The 17141-nt window shown below is 41.1% G+C and carries 15 protein-coding genes; 14 read left to right on the forward strand and 1 reads right to left on the reverse strand.

The window, feature by feature from the left end; translation table 11 throughout:
- Positions 1–187 precede the first annotated feature (187 nt).
- The 13 genes from BM398_RS09235 to BM398_RS09295 all read left to right on the forward strand — a co-directional run bounded on the left by BM398_RS09235 (position 188) and on the right by BM398_RS09295 (position 16166).
- A complete protein-coding gene (locus BM398_RS09235; RefSeq protein WP_242827252.1) occupies positions 188–397 on the forward strand; it encodes an HPr family phosphocarrier protein in 210 nt (69 codons plus the stop codon).
- 153 nt (positions 398–550) lie between these two features.
- On the forward strand, positions 551–3016 hold the full coding sequence (locus BM398_RS09240; RefSeq protein ID WP_092337427.1) for an ATP-dependent DNA helicase: 2466 nt from the start codon (positions 551–553) through the stop codon (positions 3014–3016).
- Positions 3017–3467: 451 nt separating this feature from the next.
- The gene (locus BM398_RS09245; protein ID WP_092337428.1) at positions 3468–5102 is read left to right on the forward strand and encodes a GGDEF domain-containing protein; all 1635 of its coding nucleotides are present in this window, start codon (positions 3468–3470) and stop codon (positions 5100–5102) included.
- A 31-nt stretch (positions 5103–5133) separates the two neighbouring features.
- Positions 5134–6933 (forward strand): cache domain-containing sensor histidine kinase, encoded by a 1800-nt coding sequence (locus BM398_RS09250; RefSeq protein ID WP_092337429.1) that lies wholly within the window; start codon positions 5134–5136, stop codon positions 6931–6933.
- A gap of 49 nt (positions 6934–6982) precedes the next feature.
- On the forward strand, positions 6983–8572 hold the full coding sequence (locus tag BM398_RS09255) for a response regulator transcription factor (RefSeq protein WP_139233804.1): 1590 nt from the start codon (positions 6983–6985) through the stop codon (positions 8570–8572).
- A 26-nt stretch (positions 8573–8598) separates the two neighbouring features.
- The gene (locus tag BM398_RS09260; protein ID WP_092337431.1) at positions 8599–9207 is read left to right on the forward strand and encodes an ECF transporter S component; all 609 of its coding nucleotides are present in this window, start codon (positions 8599–8601) and stop codon (positions 9205–9207) included.
- 144 nt (positions 9208–9351) lie between these two features.
- Entirely contained in the window at positions 9352–9801 is a 450-nt protein-coding gene (locus tag BM398_RS09265; protein ID WP_092337432.1) for a hypothetical protein, read from the forward strand.
- A gap of 82 nt (positions 9802–9883) precedes the next feature.
- Positions 9884–11083 (forward strand): sugar ABC transporter substrate-binding protein, encoded by a 1200-nt coding sequence (locus tag BM398_RS09270; RefSeq protein WP_026654091.1) that lies wholly within the window; start codon positions 9884–9886, stop codon positions 11081–11083.
- 138 nt (positions 11084–11221) lie between these two features.
- Positions 11222–12169, forward strand: coding sequence for an ABC transporter permease (locus BM398_RS09275; protein ID WP_092337433.1), 948 nt, complete (start codon positions 11222–11224; stop codon positions 12167–12169).
- Positions 12170–12180: 11 nt separating this feature from the next.
- Positions 12181–13677: a sugar ABC transporter ATP-binding protein gene (locus BM398_RS09280; protein ID WP_026668450.1), complete on the forward strand. Its 1497-nt coding sequence runs from the start codon at positions 12181–12183 to the stop codon at positions 13675–13677.
- 12 nt (positions 13678–13689) lie between these two features.
- Complete coding sequence (locus tag BM398_RS09285) at positions 13690–14643, forward strand: ABC transporter permease (RefSeq protein ID WP_242949795.1); 954 nt, start codon at positions 13690–13692, stop codon at positions 14641–14643.
- Between the two features lie 728 nt (positions 14644–15371).
- On the forward strand, positions 15372–15917 hold the full coding sequence (locus BM398_RS09290; protein WP_026654094.1) for a prolyl-tRNA synthetase associated domain-containing protein: 546 nt from the start codon (positions 15372–15374) through the stop codon (positions 15915–15917).
- A 66-nt stretch (positions 15918–15983) separates the two neighbouring features.
- Entirely contained in the window at positions 15984–16166 is a 183-nt protein-coding gene (locus BM398_RS09295; RefSeq protein ID WP_026654096.1) for a hypothetical protein, read from the forward strand.
- A gap of 41 nt (positions 16167–16207) precedes the next feature.
- On the opposite strand, the gene BM398_RS09300 is transcribed toward BM398_RS09295, so the two are convergent.
- Positions 16208–16399: an antitoxin gene (locus BM398_RS09300; RefSeq protein WP_026654097.1), complete on the reverse strand. Its 192-nt coding sequence runs from the start codon at positions 16397–16399 to the stop codon at positions 16208–16210.
- A gap of 409 nt (positions 16400–16808) precedes the next feature.
- On the opposite strand from BM398_RS09300, the gene BM398_RS09305 reads away from it, so the two are divergent.
- Positions 16809–17141 (forward strand): hypothetical protein (locus tag BM398_RS09305; RefSeq protein ID WP_175531900.1); only part of this gene is annotated, 333 nt, incomplete at its 3' end.

Below are 17141 nucleotides of genomic sequence, written 5' to 3' on the forward strand. Positions count from 1 at the left end.
TATTGGGAAAAGGAATCCGGGTAATAATAAAGACATAAATTTTCCGCAATTTTTTCACACTTTTTTAACAAATTTCCATTTACATTTCCTTTTGAAGCATGTATATTTTTATAGGTTAATTTTAAGTAGTGCAAGTGGTACAGAAAGGAAGTAACATTTGATGTTAGGATGTATTAAGAGAAACATTATGTTGAGCCCTAATCAGGTACAGGACTTCGTCAATGCCGCAACTAAGTGTGACTTCGATGTAGATATATATTATAACAGATATGTTGTGGATGCTAAGTCAATCCTCGGAGTATTTGGACTTGATCTTTCACAGACTCTTACAGTAGAGTATCGCGGATACAACAGCGATTTTGAGAATTTTTTACAGAAATTGGCAATCGCCAGCTAATTGAATGAAACGTTCATCATTTGATTAATTTTGAACGATTCAGTATACTTATCATGAGAGGTTGTGTAATACCTTTCAAATAAGAAAATAATTGTTCATTGTGGTAGTAAAGCTCTCCATGGTATAAAATATGCCATGGGGAGTTTTACTATTATGGAAAACTATTCGATAGAAATTTCAGTCCGTAGGCTTGTTGAGTTTGTACTGCGAAGCGGAAGCATAGACAACAGAATACATCAGGTTTCCGCCGATGCGATGCAGGAAGGCAGCAGAATACATCGCATGATACAAAAGAGCATGGGACCTGATTATCATGCCGAAGTGCCGCTCAAGTACACGTATAACACGGGCAGATACGACCTCGTTATAGAAGGCCGTGCCGACGGTATTTTAGATAAATTCTTTAATGAAACTTCATACGATGCTCAGGAATCTCTTTTTGAGGCCGGAAAAGAGCTCCCTCTTGTCGATGAGATCAAGGGAACGTACAGAGACCTTAATAAGATGAAAGAGCCGGTTGAAGTCCATCTTGCGCAGGCGAAGTGTTACGCCGCGATCTATCTGGGGCAAAAGAACTGTCCCGGAATCAAAGTCAGAATGAGTTATTGCAACATGGATACCGAAGAAATGAAGTATTTTGATTTCAAGTACTCATCTGAAGAAATAACAGCATGGTTTGAAAATCTTATAAAAAAATATTTGAAGTGGTCCGACTTTGAGTTTGAGTGGGATGAGATCAGGACGAAGTCTATAAAGGCTGTGCAGTTTCCTTTTTCGTACAGAGAGGGGCAAAAAGAGCTTGCTGCCGGCGTTTACAGGACTATTGTTCATGGGAAAAAGCTTTTTCTTGAGGCTCCTACCGGAACAGGCAAGACGATCACGACTGTTTTTCCCACTGTTAAGGCAATGGGAGAAGGGAAAACGTCCAAGATCTTCTATCTGACAGCCAAGACGATAACAAGGACCGTAGCGGAAGATGCTTACAATACACTGAGGGAGTCGCAGAATCTTAAGTTTAAGACCGTGACTATTACGGCGAGAGATAAGATCTGCTTCTTGGAAGAAGATAAAAGAGAATGCAATCCCGAGGCCTGCCCGTACGCAAACGGCCACTATGACAGGATAAACGATGCGATATACGACCTTTTGACGAACGAGGACTCTTTTGACAGGGAAAAGATAGTAAAGTATGCGGAGAAGCACAAAGTATGCCCATTTGAGATGTCGCTGGACATGAGTCTTTGGGCTGACGGCGTTATCTGCGATTATAACTATGTTTTCGACCCTTTCGTGTACCTACGAAGATTTTTTGCGGACGGAGTCAAATCTGATTACGTATTTTTGGTCGATGAGACGCACAATCTTCTGGATAGGGGAAGGGATATGTACAGTGCGGCTCTTCGCAAAGAGAGCTTTTTGGAATTAAAGAGCACGATAAAGGAGTTTCATCCCAGAATCGCCGGACATCTTGATAAGTGCAACAAGGAACTTCTGGAACTAAAAAGAAATTGCGACGGTTGTACTGTTATAGACAGCATAGAAAAGTTTGTAAATGCCTTAAACCGCTTGTCGGGAATATTGTCGGAGTATCTTGAGGAACACACGACAGGCCCTTGCAGAGACGAGCTCTTGTTGTTTTATTTTGATATTTCAAGATTTCTTACAATATATGACAAGGTAGACGATCATTATGTTATCTACAGCGAATTTGCGGAAGATGGAAGCTTTATACTCAGGCTTTCATGTGTCAATCCTTCCTTGAACCTTGCTGAATGCATGGGACGTGGACGCTCGTCGATTCTCTTTTCCGCGACACTTCTTCCCATCCAGTATTACAAGAAGCTGCTCGGAGGAACGGACGAGGATTTCGAGATCTATGCCAAATCCGTATTTGATCCAAACAGACTTGGAGTCTTTGTGGGAAGGGATGTGACCAGCAGGTATTCAAAGCGAAGCAGCGAGCAGTACTACAATATCGCTTCATATATCCACAATATTGTTGAGGCAAGAGGTGGAAATTACCTTATATTTTTCCCTTCACACAGCTTTTTGGACGAAGTTTACGACATTTATGAAAGAGAATTATGCAATAGCGAGGCAACGGAGCTTCTGGTTCAAAAGAGCTATATGACGGAGGAAGCCAGGGAGTCATTCCTTGACAGATTTTCAGAGGGAAACAATGTCAATCTTAATGAATATATACACATGGACATAGAGGTTGAGGAAGACAGGAATATTCTTGGATTTTGTGTTATGGGCGGAATATTCAGCGAAGGAATTGACCTTAAGAATGACAGCCTTATAGGAGTAATAGTTGTCGGAACGGGAATACCGCTTGTTTGCAATGAGCGCGAGATACTTCGTAATTACTTTGAGGAAAAGGGAGTTGACGGATTTGATTATGCATACAGATATCCCGGAATGAACAAAGTTCTTCAGGCTGCCGGAAGGGTTATAAGAACGGAAGAAGACAAGGGAGTAGTGGCTCTTCTTGATGACAGATTTACGCAAGCCGGATACAGAGCGCTTTTCCCGAGAGAGTGGATAAAAATGAAGGCTGTTTTGACCACTACGGTCAAAGAGGCAATATCACAGTTTTGGAGCGGGTTTGATGATTAAAAAGAGATGATTTTGACGTTATATTGGTGAAAAATGAAGCAGTGGGTTTACATAAAAAACTAAAATACAAATTTATGTAAACCTGACATTATACCGAATTGTTTCTATATACTACACAATTTAGTATAATGACCGAAAAATCATACAAAAGTCATATGTGAATGACGTTAATGTCATGTGGATAACTCTGTGGAAATGGGGGATTATTCACAAAGTGATTTACGGGAAACCCCGAAATAACAGGGGTTATGTGCTGTGGTAAAATTAAGCGGAATACAGTGTAAAAGTAATCTTATGACCGAGTAGGTCAAACAATATATGTAAACCACATTTTTTACCTGTCACTTGTGTCAGGTACGTTCATTCATCTTGCAAGACTGAAAAGTATGATATAAAATTAGAAATAATCAGAATAGCGTATTTTTGCTTTTTTTAAATAGGTTACAGGTACATGAATATTCAAAACTATGATAACGAAGTACAAACTTTAAATCGTGAAGTAATGACTGCCAGAGCAAGTATGGCAGATTGTTATGTTGACGCAAGTGACAAACTGCTTCAAAAAGCCAAAGAGATCGATGATGTTAATCTTTTGGGATATTCCTATTATTATCTCGCTGATGCGTATTATCGCGTGAGCGCAGAGTATCTTAAGTTTAATGCGAATCTTTTGAAGGCGATTGAGTATTTACAGATATGCGGAGATAAGGAGTATATCGTAAGATGCTACAACCTTCTTGGTATTGACGCCATTAACCACGGCAATATTGAGCTGGCGCTTGATTTCTTTATGACGGGAATAAGAGATTGCAGTGAACTTGAGAAGAGTTCTGCAGTCGGTTTTATTGAGTGTAATATTGGAGTAATTTATCAATCAATAGGCGAATATAAGACTGCGCTTTCTTACACTCAGTCCGGTTATAAACATGTCAGAAGAAATAAAGAAGACAGCTTGTATTATTTGAATATTCTTTTTTGCTATTGCTACGAAGCCGACGCTTATTTGGCCATGAATAAACCTGAATCTATTAAGAAGTGTTTGCTTGCCATAAACAGACTTGAATCTGATCCGAGAGTTCGAAGTGAGTATTTCCAGGACATTCTTGTTCAGGGTGTGAGAATGCGGGGAAATTATGCACTTGGAAATATGGAAGAATTTGAGAAATATTCAGATAATCTTTATAAGACGCTTTGTTCGGAAAGATTTTCCATTGATAATATTGATGATATTTATGCAGTGTGCCGCTTCTATATGAAGATAGGTCAGCTTGAAAAAGTTTCCGATATTGTGGATAACATCAAGGAATCGGTAGATGACATAAATATTGCATATCTGAAAAAGCAATACGCCAAGATCAAATGCGAATTGTATACTCAGATGAATAATGTAGAGAAGATGCATGAGGCACATGAAGAATTCTATATTCATTCAATGGCTCAGGAAAAAGAAGGTATCGTAAACTACAAGTTCTTTACCGAGATCAGGGCTAAGCTCAGTGAGATGGAGCGTGAGAATATAGCTCTTATGAAAAAAGCTGAGACGGATTCGCTTACGGGACTCGGAAACAGATACGGTCTCAATGAATATGCGGATAAAGCTTTTGATGCGGCATATGCAAATCAGAAGTCTCTCGCTGTTGAGATTCTCGATGTCGATAATTTCAAACAGTACAATGATACTTTCGGACATCAGGCCGGAGATACCTGCCTTAAGACAATAGCAGAGATAATAACTGAAAAATGCAGCAGTAACGACAGGATACACGCATTTAGATACGGCGGAGATGAGTTCGTTATTGTTTATGAAGATATGACTGATGAAGAAGTTATGTGGTATGCTTCAAATATCAGAATGGGTATAAAAGAACGTAATCTGGTGGCTCCTTCACATGAGTACGGTAAGCTGGTTACGATATCACAGGGAATATGCAACTCTATTCCCGTGTCAACAAACAAACTATGGGATTACATGTATGCCGCAGATAATGCTCTTTATGAGGTAAAAGAGCATAGAAAGGGCGAAATTGTTATGCTTCACAAGGCACTTATTTCTCAGGAATCGCTGGATGAAGCAAAGTACAGTTGATTTTATCCTTATTGGGGAATAAGGGCGGGTTATGAGAAAAATCAAATGGACAATGCGTCGTGCAATTCTCGGTATGGTCATAGGATGCACGCTTTTTGCCGTGATCGCGCAGACGGTCGCGTTTGAAGTGACATCCAGGCAGCAGATCAGAAGAGAAAGTCTTTTGAATAACGATGAGACGCTTCAGCGTATTGAGAGCGAGCTCAATTCGTATATTCACGGACTTATTGTAAAGATGCAGACCATCTATACGGAAACTGAACTAATTGCCGCTATGAGAAGGGATAGTTCGGCGCAGGGCGAGATATTGAATTATTATTGGAGCGCTTGGCGCCTTTCTGAAGCGCGCTTCGATTCTGCAGATCAGCTTTTTGCCATGTATATCTATAACAATGAGAATAAGCTGATCAGTTCATGGAGAAAACAGCCTATTGCGTATCCAAACGATCTTTACGATGGCGAGCAATATGTCAATGAATCTCATCTAAAAAGATATCTTGAGTCGGATGATTATGCGGTTATGATCTCGGGATATCATAACGAAGTCGCAGATAGTGATATTTTGCGGTTTTGTCTTAAACTCCATACATATGATGACAAAAGAACTCAGTACGGATATATAGTCTGTGATTTTAATGCACAGAATATATCTGACCTTATGAGCAAATATATTTCATCAAGAGATGTGTACGTGTGGCTCCAGCCAAGGGGAGATATTTCTATTGCTCAGGTTGGAAATATTACAAAGGAAGAGAGCAGGATCTTTTCCGATTTAACACAGACAATTGCAACCGCTTCAAATGAATTTCCGGAATTTGAAAATGAATATGGATCTTTCTATCTAAACAGCATCGCTATGAGAAAGTATAACCTTCATATAGTTATGCTGACGCCGCAGTCACTGCTTCTTGAAACTCAGAGTGCGCTGGTTCGAACTCTTTTGGTTATTGCGGGAATAATCATTTTGCTGATGCTTTTTCTTGGAACGCTTATTTCAGGATTTATCTACAGACCTGTGGAAGCGCTCAGCAGTACGATGATAAGGATCAAGAACGGAGAAAAAGAGCTTAGAGTTAAGACGGACGGATGGAGCGATGAACTCAAGGTAATGGGGGAAGAGTTCAACGAAATGCTCGACAGGATCCAGAAGATGGTCGAGGAGGAATATGAGGCCAAAGTGCTGATGGAACGAACGCAGTACAAAGTCCTGCAGGCACAGATAAATCCTCACTTTCTATATAATACGCTTGATACGATGAGTGGAATAGCCGCTTCGCAGGATTGCATGCTTGTAAGTGGCTTGTGCCAGTCTCTTTCAGCTATTTTCAGGTACAGTCTTGATATTTCCGACACTCAGGCGACATTGCAGCAGGAGATGGCGCATGTTCGAAATTATCTGTATGTTATGGATGTACGTAACGGCAACTCTGTAAAATACACTTATCACATCGATACGGATACGCTTCAGGACAGTATTCCGAGAATAACGCTTCAGCCTATAGTGGAGAATGCGCTTCAGCACGGGCTTCGTATGACAAGGAGAAAAGACAAAGAGCTTATCATCACGGCAAAGCACAATGACGGAAGATTGTTTGTTACAATAGAAGATAACGGCGCCGGAATGGACGCGGATGCGATGAATGAACAGCTTGAAAAGGCCGATATAGGGCGAATTGAGATGGGGCGCTCCATTGGCATTATGAATGTTAATGCTCGCATCAAAAATGTATATGGGAATAATTACGGGATTCACTATGAAAGTGATCAGGAAACGGGGACCAGGGCAATTATCATATTGCCGACGGTAAAGATGGTTACAGATATTGATTGACGTCGCAAGGAGACTGCGGCGCGGCAGATATATTGAGGAGGCAATTAGGGTGAAGGCAAAGTATAGGGTATTGGCGGCAGATGATGAACTTTGGAGCCGTGAAAATATAAGATGTATGTTACCGTGGGAGGACTATTCCATAGAATTCCTTGAGCCTGCATGTGACGGGGAAGAAGTGCTTGAGAGAATTCCGAAAGAGAAGCCGGATATTCTGATCACGGATATCAATATGCCGTTTTTGAGCGGACTTGAGCTTCTAGACAGGATAAAAGAGGAATATCCCGATATCATTACACTTGCTGTAAGTGGATATGATGATTTCCAGAAGGTAAAAGGCGTCTTTATGTCCGGAGGTATCGACTATCTGCTAAAGCCTGTGAGCAGGGAACAGCTTGTCGATTCTCTCAGTAAAGCTCTCAAGACACTTGAGGAAAGAGAAGCGGAGAAAGCGGTAAAAGAGGACAGCCGCCTTAGGGAGACATATGTTTCATCGTTCCTTGAGGATGATGAATTCTCATCTCTTTTAAATGGCAAACTATTCAGACCGGGAAAAGATTTCCATGTTCCGAGCACAAAGGTCTTTTCCGAGATGTCGACTATCCTTGTGAAGTTTCACGATGTTGAGATCTTGAAGCAGAGCTATGAAAAAGATGTGCTTCGCATGTCATACAGCTTGAAAGAAAAGCTTCGCAAGATTGTCGGAAATGAAAGGACCATCGTTTTTAACTACACCGATAAGGTAAATGAGTTTGTTATAGAGCTCAATGCGACGCCGACGAGGCTCCATTTTATCGCAGACCGTATTCTTGAGGCCTTTCCTGTTGAAGAGCAGGGACCTATTACCATAGTGCTACACGACAAGGCGACTTCGCTCGATGATATCGCCGCTGTCTATAGAGAGATGATCGCAAATCTTGTCACAAGGCCTTTTGGGCGTGAGCATAGCACGGTAGTGTGCACGGGCAGCAGGAAAGCATCGGCTTTTAACGACAGATATACGAGCCGTATCGAATCGCTTCTTATCGACAGCCTCGGAAAAGGAGATATCGGACGCGCAAAGACTGTCCTTATGGAGACGGCGGGGCTTGATAAGTGCGATGAACAGAAGTGGAGTCTTTTTGAAGTTACGCAGTTTACGACAGGAGCGCTCAATACTATAGCGGATTCTGACAAGAACAGTGATGAGCGAACCTACGAGGAAGTTCAGGATGCAATAAACTACGGACTTCGTTCACTTAATAAAGAGATAATAACTGACAATATGGAGCTTGCTCTTTCAATAGCACAGGGCGAGTCTGCGAATGAGAATAACTCCATAAGCAGTCAGGTTGAGAATATCAGGGATTACATAGAGACACATTATATGGAACACTTGTCTCTGTCGGGGCTTGCCGAGCAGTTCTTTGTCGAACCCAGCTATCTTTCGCGAAAGTTTTCGCAGAAATACAACGAGACCATTACGACCTATATCACAAGATGTCGTATGGACAGGGCCAAAAAGCTTATGGAAGATGAAAAGAACAAGCTCGAAGCAATCTCTTTTGAAGTCGGATATGATGACTATAATTACTTCAGTCGTGTATTCAGGAGACTTGAGGGAATAAGTCCCAGCGAATACAGAAAGAAAAATATGCAATAAACGAAAAAAAGCAGAGGTTGGGTAAAATGGGAAAAACAAAAGAAAATAAGTTTGGAACGAGGCAGATTGCTACAACGGCGGTTCTTCTTGCAATCTGTATCGTAAGTCAGGTATTTAAGAATCTTAGCATTTTTATTACCGGGCCGATTGTTAACACGTGTATAGTGCTTGCGGTACTTATGGTCAACTTACCGTGTGGGATTATTTTGAGCATCATCACTCCGATAACGGCGTACATGATCGCGATGAGTCCCGTTATGATGGCGGTTCCCGCAATAATCATTTTCATAATGCTGGGAAATATCGTGCTTGCCGTGGCGGTGGAATTTCTTTTCAAAAAGTCATTCATGGGTTCCGGAAACAATGTGTTTCGGATATCAAACATGGCAAGGGCAATCCTGTGTTCACTGGCAAAAGGCGTATTTATGGGCGCCACGATCTCTATGTGGCTGCTTCCTGCATTTATTCCGGAGCAGAGCCCTTTGAGAAATAAATTGCCTGTGTTTCAGAAGACGTTTTCTGTGTTTCAATTTTTGACAGCTTGCATCGGATTTGTCTATGTATTTATTGTTTATACAGTGCTAAAACGCGCAGTGGAGCGGGATTTATCACTTTTTCAAAAAAGTGATAGTTAGATTTTCTAAATTGTGCTAATCATATAAAAATTAAATTGATAGAATAGCTTTGTAAACAAGAAATATTATTTCATTTCTGTTTGCAAAGCTTTTCGTTTTTTACAGAGCGAAAAAAGAATAACTTCTTTCGGGAGGGGATAATCGGTGTTTAAATTTAGAAAAACTGTAGTACTTGCGACAGCAGGGATGAGCATACTTCTTGCACTTGCAGGTTGCGGTGCTGAGAAAAAAACACAGATAAATACAACCGACGGAATCACAAATATTCTTGATTATGTGACTGTAGACTTTAACGGCAAGAACGGTGAAGGCACCGCGTTTGTAAATGTCGACTACGACGGAATGGAAACAGAGATGGTCGGAGGAAAAGAGAAGATTGAGGAGCTCGATGAACTCGGAGATCTTACCGAACTCACAAAGTATATAAATGCTGTTTCATCCATTTCGGTAAGCATAGATAAGAATAAAGAACTCTCTAACGGAGATGAAGTAGTTGTTTCCGTTACATATGACGAAACGGCAGCTGAGTCGGCGGGTGTTGTTTTTGGAGATGAGACCAGTAAAAGCTTTGAAGTAAAAGGTCTCAAAAAGTAAATAAGGTTCCAGGTCGGATTCGTGGAGACGAACCGATTATTATATTCATTTCATATTTTTAATTTTCAAAGGAGGTAAATCTATGAAAAAGAAAATTAAAAGATTAGGTGCAATGCTCCTTGCGGGAACTATGGCTGCATCTATGTTGGTTGGTTGTGGTTCGGCAGCCGGTGGCGCAGCACCTGCAGATAGTTCAGGGGGAACAGCAGACGGCGCAGCAGCACCCGCTGCAGCAGGCGATATCAAGATCGGTGTATCAATCTGGAGTTCAACTGACGTTCTCGGAAGCCAGTGTAAGAAGATCGTTGATAAGGCTGCAAAGGCAAACGGCGTTGAAGTTCAGTATGTTGATCAGGGACACGTTTCAGAGCAGGTTACAGCTTCTGTTGAGCAGCTTTGTGCAGCAGGATGTAAGGGAATCATCATTTGTAATTCAGCTGATTCAGAGATGACATCCGCAATCAATACATGTACAGAAAACGGCGTATATATCGCACAGTTCTTCCGTATCATTTCAGAGGAGAACAGCCCTGAAGTATACAAGACAGCTTGCAATTCTAAATATTATGTTGGTGCAGTTCATGAAGATGAGGTAACAAACGGATATACACTTGTTAATCTCCTTCTTGAAAAGGGCGACAGAATGATCGGTCTTGAGGCTTGGACAGTTGGTGATGCTACATTCCAGCTTAGATGGAAGGGATATCAGAAGGCTGTTGAAGAGTGGAATACAGCTCATCCCGATGATAAGGCTACACTTACTGAGCCCGTATATGCTAACACATCTTCAGAAGAAGGTGCTAAGGCAGCTATGTCACTTTACAATTCAAATCCCGGAATGGACGCTCTTATCGTAGCAGGTGGCGGCGGAGATCCCCTTGTAGGTTCTATCGGTGCATATGCTAACGAAGGCCTCACAGGTAAGATCGACGTTGTATCAACAGACTTCCTTGATGACCTTGCAGATCAGCTTAAGTCAGGCGGCATGTTTGCAGAGTCAGGCGGACACTTCTGCGATCCTCTGTTCGCATTCTTCCTTGTACTTAACGCAGTTAAGGGCAACTATGTAAAGGATGAAGGAACATTTGGTTATGAGATTCTCTTCCCTTACCTTTATGTATCATCACCCGATGATTATGCAAACTATGAGAAGTACTTTGTAAATGACGATCCTTACACAGATGAAGAGATGGTAGAGATGGCCGGATACAGCTTCGAAGATCTCAGCAAGGCTGCTTCAAATCTTTCAATCGACGATGTTATTTCTCGTCACAGCAACTAATTTAATAAATAACTAAACGCTTATAAAAGATATATATTTTTAAGGAAAAAACATGGATATGCCGTATTTTCCGCAACCGGAGAATACGGCATATATAAAAAACAGTTTCTGGACCAAAAACTCTTGCGGGAGGATTATATGAGTAAGTTTCAAAAATTTAAACAGAGCCAGGCATTCGGGCTTTTGCTTTTGATCTTTATCGCGTTTGTATTCTGGGCATTCTTCAAGATGTTGGCACCTCAGACATTCGGCGATTTTAATAAATTACAAACCTATTTAAAAACAGCCCTTTATTATGCAGTTGGTGGTTGTGGACTTTATTTTATCTGCGTAATGGGACCTTTTGATATGAGTGTGGGCGCAAACATCGTGCTTTCATCGGTGCTTGCGGTAAATATGAGTAAACAGTTCGGTTATGCAGGTCTTTTGATCGCACCTATCGTAAGCGGAGTTCTCGTAGGACTTCTCAACGGAATTGTATATATCAAACTTAGAATTTCATCTCTTATCGTAACTGCAGGATTATCTCTTGTTTATGAGGCTCTTTCCATCTATGCGACAAACGGAAAAGAAGCAATCCTTGCAACTAACTACAGAGCATTCGGAGATTATCCATGGAACCTTGTTCTTGCACTTGCAGCGTTCTTCCTTTGTGGATTCATCCTTAAGTATACAAAGATAGGAACATACACCTATGCTATCGGTTCAAATGAAGTTGTTGCCAAGAACATGGGTGTTAACGTAGACAAATATAAGGTTGTGGCATTTACTCTTTGCGGTTTATTTGTTGGAATTGAATCAATCCTTACAATTTCATACGGAACATCAATGACAAGTGCTTCAAACCTTGCATCAATGAGCCGTAACTTCCCGCCTCTTATGGGAACGTTCTTCGGACTTGCATTCAAGAAATACGGACATCCGATAGTAGCTATCGTAATAGGAGAGTTCATCATTGAATTGTTGTTCGAGGGATTCGTTGCTCTCGGAGCTCCTACAACAGTACAGAATATCGTAACAGGTATCGTACTTCTTGCAATCGTAACTATGACCATTAAACCCGTTAAGGGTGCAGTTGTTAAATAAAGGGGGCAGACATGAGCGAAGTATTATTGCATGCCGAGAAAATCGACAAAAACTTTGGTGTCACACATGCCGTTGATCATGTCACTCTTGATTTCTTCAAGGGAGAAATCCATGCACTGATCGGCGAGAATGGTTCCGGCAAATCAACATTTACATCCTGTCTTACAGGAATTTACCATAAGGACAGCGGTACATTTACATTAAACGGAAAAGAAGTCAATGCCAAGAACCAGGTAGACGGAAACTACCAGGGAGTTGCGGTTATCGTACAGGAAATCGGAACATTGTCAGGTCTTTCCGTTGCTGAGAATATCTTTCTCGGAAAAGAAGACGAATTTACAAATTTTGGCGTAAAGAATACAAACGCCATGAACAAAAAAGCACAGGAACTTCTTGATTCCTATGGATTTAATTACATCAAGGCTACAGACCTCATAGACAATTACAACTTTGAGGACAGAAAGCTTATCGAGATCGTTAAGGCTACACACTTTAAGCCCCAGATCCTTGTTGTCGATGAGACTACAACGGCTCTCGGTGAAAAAGGAAGAATCGAGCTTTTCAAGGTTATGAAGCAGACACGTGATGACGGAAGATGCGTTATCTTTATCTCACATGATCTTGATGAAGTAATAGAGCAGTCAGACAACATCAGTGTTCTTCGAGACGGTGTATTTATCGGAACAGTTAAGAGTTCGGAAGTTGATACGGACGATCTTAAGAAGCTCATGGTAGGACGTGAGATGAGTAATAACTACTATCGTACGGACTATAACGAGAGAGTTTCCGATGAGGTTGTATTAAAAGGGGAACACCTCACAGTACCCGGAGAGATCGATGACTTTAGTATCGAACTTCATAAGGGCGAGATTATCGGTATCGGTGGTCTTTCCGAATGTGGTATGCATGAAGTCGGAAAAGCTCTTTTTGGAGCATCTTATGACAGAGAAGGTAGTGTAACTCTTGCAGACGGAACTAAGATAAATGACATTAAGACTGCTATCGATCACAGTATCGCATATGCGTCGAAGGACAGAGATAACGAGTCTCTTGTAATAAATGACACTATTCAGGACAATATTTGTCTTCCTTCACTTGAAAATATCAAGAAGAATCACATTCTTCACGCAAAGGATGAGAAAGCATTTGCAGAGAAGTTTGCTAAACAGATGAGTACCAAGATGGAGGGCGTGCATCAGTTTATGTCAGCTCTTTCCGGTGGTAACAAACAGAAGGTTGTTTTGGCAAGATGGATTGGTAAAGATTCAGACATAATCATCCTTGATTCACCTACACGTGGTATCGACGTAAAGGTTAAGGCAGATATTTATCAGATGATGGATACAATGAGAAAAAATGGTAAGTCTATCATCATGATCTCTGAAGAAATCTCAGAGCTGCTTGGTATGGCAGACCGTATCATTATCATGAAAGACGGTCGTCAGAATGGTGAGTTTAAACGTTCAGAAGATCTTAAAGATACAGATCTTATTGCGAATATGGTATAAGGGAGGCCGATTATGGAAAACGAGAAAAAAATCAAAACACCTTTCATGGAGCGGCCAATCATAAGAAACATAATGCCTTTTGCCGGATTTATATTCATTGTGTTGCTGTTTGCTGTACTTACTAAAGGTCAGCTCTATTCAATGGGAAGTCTTAAGCTTCTTTTGTCACAGTCATATGTACTTCTTATTTCATGCGTTGGCGTGTTTATGGTTATGACAATGGGCGGACTTGATTTCTCACAGGGTTCTATGTTGGGAATCTGCTCGGTTGTTGTGTGCTACTTGTCCAATTACAATATAGTGCTTGCAATTTTGTGTGGTGTGCTTACAGGTGGAATCATTGGATTTATAAACGGATTCTTCAATGTAAAGCGTAAGATCACATCATTCATCGTTACCATCTGTAACATGTACCTTATAAGAGGTATCGTTGCTTATGCAACAACAAAGACTCCCGTATACGGAGCATCAAACATTACTTCTTATAACACACTTGCGGTAAATCTTACATTTACGATAACAATCCTCCTTATTGCTTTTGCTGTATTCCAGTACACAGGACTTGGAAACAGACTTAAAGCTATCGGTGCAGGTGAGACTGCAGCAAGATTTGCAGGTGTAAGAGTTGAAAAGACCAAGATGCTCGTATACGCGGCAGCAGGTATGATCACAGGACTTGCAGCATTCATCAACAGTATCAAGGTTGGATCTGTTACTTCAACAGCAGGTAATCAGCTTGAGACACAGATCATGATCGCACTTGTTCTTGGCGGAATGCCCGTCAACGGCGGTGCTAAGGTTAAGTTCTACAACATCATCCTTGGCGCAATGACCTACAAGATCCTTATCGCAGGACTTGTAATGCTCGGTATCGAGCCCAAGACACAGCAGCTCATCATGGGAATTGTCTTCCTCGTAATGGTAGCAGTATTTGCCGACAGAGAGACAGGTATGATCGTTAAGTAAATTAGTTAAATATCCTTATTTGGAATATAAAGCATTCCAAATAGAATTTAATATAACAGCCGGGGCCCGCGGGGGGACTCGGTTGTTTTTTGTGTGAATGTGAGGGGGCTATTGCCTCCCAATACGTTCCGCAAGGATGTAGCTCTTTGTTCCGTAAATATGAGGGGGCTATTTGTCTCCCAATACGCTCCACAAGGATGTGCAGATGAAAAGCGCAGGACGGCCTATACGTACCGGTTGAGGCAGAATATAGGAAAATAATAAGGGATACATTTCCTACAAGAGGGGCGTTCAGAGGAGAAAAATTGGGGAGCACCGTACAGGAAAGATACGAGCAAACGGTACGGTGTGAGGTTTGCTATTTGCATCGCATATGGATAGTAGAATGAAGACGTACGGTGCGAGAGTTGTCTTTTGTACCGCACAGGAGGAGTAGAATGAAGGTGTACGGTGCAAGATCTGTCTTTTGCACCGCACATGGAGGGTGGAATGAAGACGTACGGTGTGAGGTTTGCTATTTGCACCGCATATGGATAGTAGAATGAAGACGTACGGTGCGAGATTTGTCTTTTGCACCGCACAGGGATAGTAGAATGGAGACGTACGGTGCGAGATTTGTCTTTTGTACCGCACATGGAGAGTGGAATGAAGATGTACGGTGCAAGGACTGGTTAAAAGAATTATGATATTATGTGGATATGAGTAAAAAACGGAAAGGAAGAGACAACATGGAATTGTTTAGCGGAAGACCTGAAAATACAGAAGGAAGACTTCAGAGAGAAGTTCGTACATATGACTTCTTGGATGAGCTCGGAATAGAGTATAAGAGGACAGATCATGAGCCTGCAAATACGATGGAAGCGTGCAATGAGATTGATAAAGTGCTTGAAGTTCTGATATGCAAAAATCTCTTTCTTTGCAATAGGCAGAAGACTCAGTATTATCTGCTCATGATGCCGGGAGATAAGAAGTTTAAGACAAAAGAACTCTCATCGCAGATCAACTCTGCAAGACTCTCTTTTGCAGACGCGGATGATATGCTTAAATTCCTTGATATAGAGCCGGGTGCAGTAAGCATAATGGGGCTTATGAATGATAAAGAACATGCCGTGCAGCTGCTAGTCGACGAAGATGTAAAGAAGGGCGAGTATATCGGATGTCATCCCTGTGTTTGCACATCGAGCTTGAAGATAAAGACGGATGATATATTCAATAAGTTCCTTCCCAAAGTCGGACATGAACCCGTGGTAGTGCATCTTGTCGGGGAAGACTGAGGTAAGGCTATACTGAGATTAGACATAGCATGAGAAATAGATTTTTAGAAAGCGATTGGACTAACTATGTGGACTATAAAACAGATATTTGACGGTGACTACGGTTGCGAGGAACTTCAGCCGGGACAGAAGCCTAAGGTCTCAGTAACGCTTGAGAACGAAGCGGGAGAAGTGAGATATCTCACGGTTGAAGATGAGTGGCTAACAGAAAATAATCTTAATGTCGGATCAAAATGGGACAAAGAGTAAGTGTTCTTTGTCTCGTTTTGGTCATAGTAAGGTTCTGATTGTTATTCTGACATGAAGTCATCTGAGAACATGTCTATCGCTTGTATAAAAGAGTCCCACTTATCATTTGGTGGAATGAGTAAAACTGTATCGCCTATTTTATTAACTATTACCTTATCAGAAGAAAAACGGCAATTTTCAGGCAATATTACAGTCTGGTTTTCTCCGGTTTTATGAACTTTTGCAGTTATCATGTGAATTACCTCCTTCTGCCAATAATACCAAAATATATATTACGTTAATGAAAGTGTATTGCCATTATTATTTTACTACGGCTTTTTCTATTTCATATCGATTGTTTAAGTGACAAATAGTTAAAAAAATATTGACTTTCATTAATGAAGCGTCAATATATCACTGATGCTATTCAGTATTATAACTTGTGTTTCCCATAACAATCGAGTTAAATATCGCTATTGAAATAAACCTGCTAGCGCCCTGACCCAAAATGCTAGTGGGGGTGTTTTTTATGTTGTTGCATGTAAGTTCTAATAATCGTATAATTTTTGTGTTAAGTATTACTTTGTGATATTTAACATGAGAGGGGCGCTACAGAAAAATGGGTTAGTTTTGAATTTTGATAATAACGTGTTGGAGGTTATAGTGAGCAGAATCGGGGATTGCAGAAGGAAGATTGAAAAAATCAGAGAAGATATCAGAGCAATGAGGGAGAAACAGACAGTTATCGACGGCTATATCAGACAGATTGAGACCCAGAAAGATACACTTGATGAAATAGATCTAAGCAGAGCAGGCGAGTGGATTGGCGTTAACGAGCAGAACGCAGTTAAGGCTAAGAACGTCTGCGTTTTTAGAATGGACGGAGCAAAGGGCGAGTGTACGCGGCTTAGAAGTGCCATAGATAAGATGATAAGAGAAGCCGAATCTCAGATTGCAGAGCTTGAAGCTGAGATAGAAAGAATTGAAGAAGAGGAA

The sequence above is a fragment of the Butyrivibrio sp. M55 genome, from assembly GCF_900116865.1.
Classification (GTDB): domain Bacteria; phylum Bacillota; class Clostridia; order Lachnospirales; family Lachnospiraceae; genus Butyrivibrio.

Coding starts and splice junctions, on each gene's coding strand:
- BM398_RS09250 (WP_092337429.1), top strand. CDS start 5,134: ATGAGAAAAATCAAATGGACAATGCGTCGTGCAATTCTCGGTATGGTC.
- BM398_RS09290 (WP_026654094.1), top strand. CDS start 15,372: ATGGAATTGTTTAGCGGAAGACCTGAAAATACAGAAGGAAGACTTCAG.
- BM398_RS09240 (WP_092337427.1), top strand. CDS start 551: ATGGAAAACTATTCGATAGAAATTTCAGTCCGTAGGCTTGTTGAGTTT.
- BM398_RS09270 (WP_026654091.1), top strand. CDS start 9,884: ATGAAAAAGAAAATTAAAAGATTAGGTGCAATGCTCCTTGCGGGAACT.
- BM398_RS09295 (WP_026654096.1), top strand. CDS start 15,984: ATGTGGACTATAAAACAGATATTTGACGGTGACTACGGTTGCGAGGAA.
- BM398_RS09235 (WP_242827252.1), top strand. CDS start 188: ATGTTGAGCCCTAATCAGGTACAGGACTTCGTCAATGCCGCAACTAAG.
- BM398_RS09245 (WP_092337428.1), top strand. CDS start 3,468: ATGAATATTCAAAACTATGATAACGAAGTACAAACTTTAAATCGTGAA.
- BM398_RS09275 (WP_092337433.1), top strand. CDS start 11,222: ATGAGTAAGTTTCAAAAATTTAAACAGAGCCAGGCATTCGGGCTTTTG.
- BM398_RS09300 (WP_026654097.1), bottom strand. CDS start 16,399: ATGATAACTGCAAAAGTTCATAAAACCGGAGAAAACCAGACTGTAATA.
- BM398_RS09260 (WP_092337431.1), top strand. CDS start 8,599: ATGGGAAAAACAAAAGAAAATAAGTTTGGAACGAGGCAGATTGCTACA.
- BM398_RS09285 (WP_242949795.1), top strand. CDS start 13,690: ATGGAAAACGAGAAAAAAATCAAAACACCTTTCATGGAGCGGCCAATC.
- BM398_RS09280 (WP_026668450.1), top strand. CDS start 12,181: ATGAGCGAAGTATTATTGCATGCCGAGAAAATCGACAAAAACTTTGGT.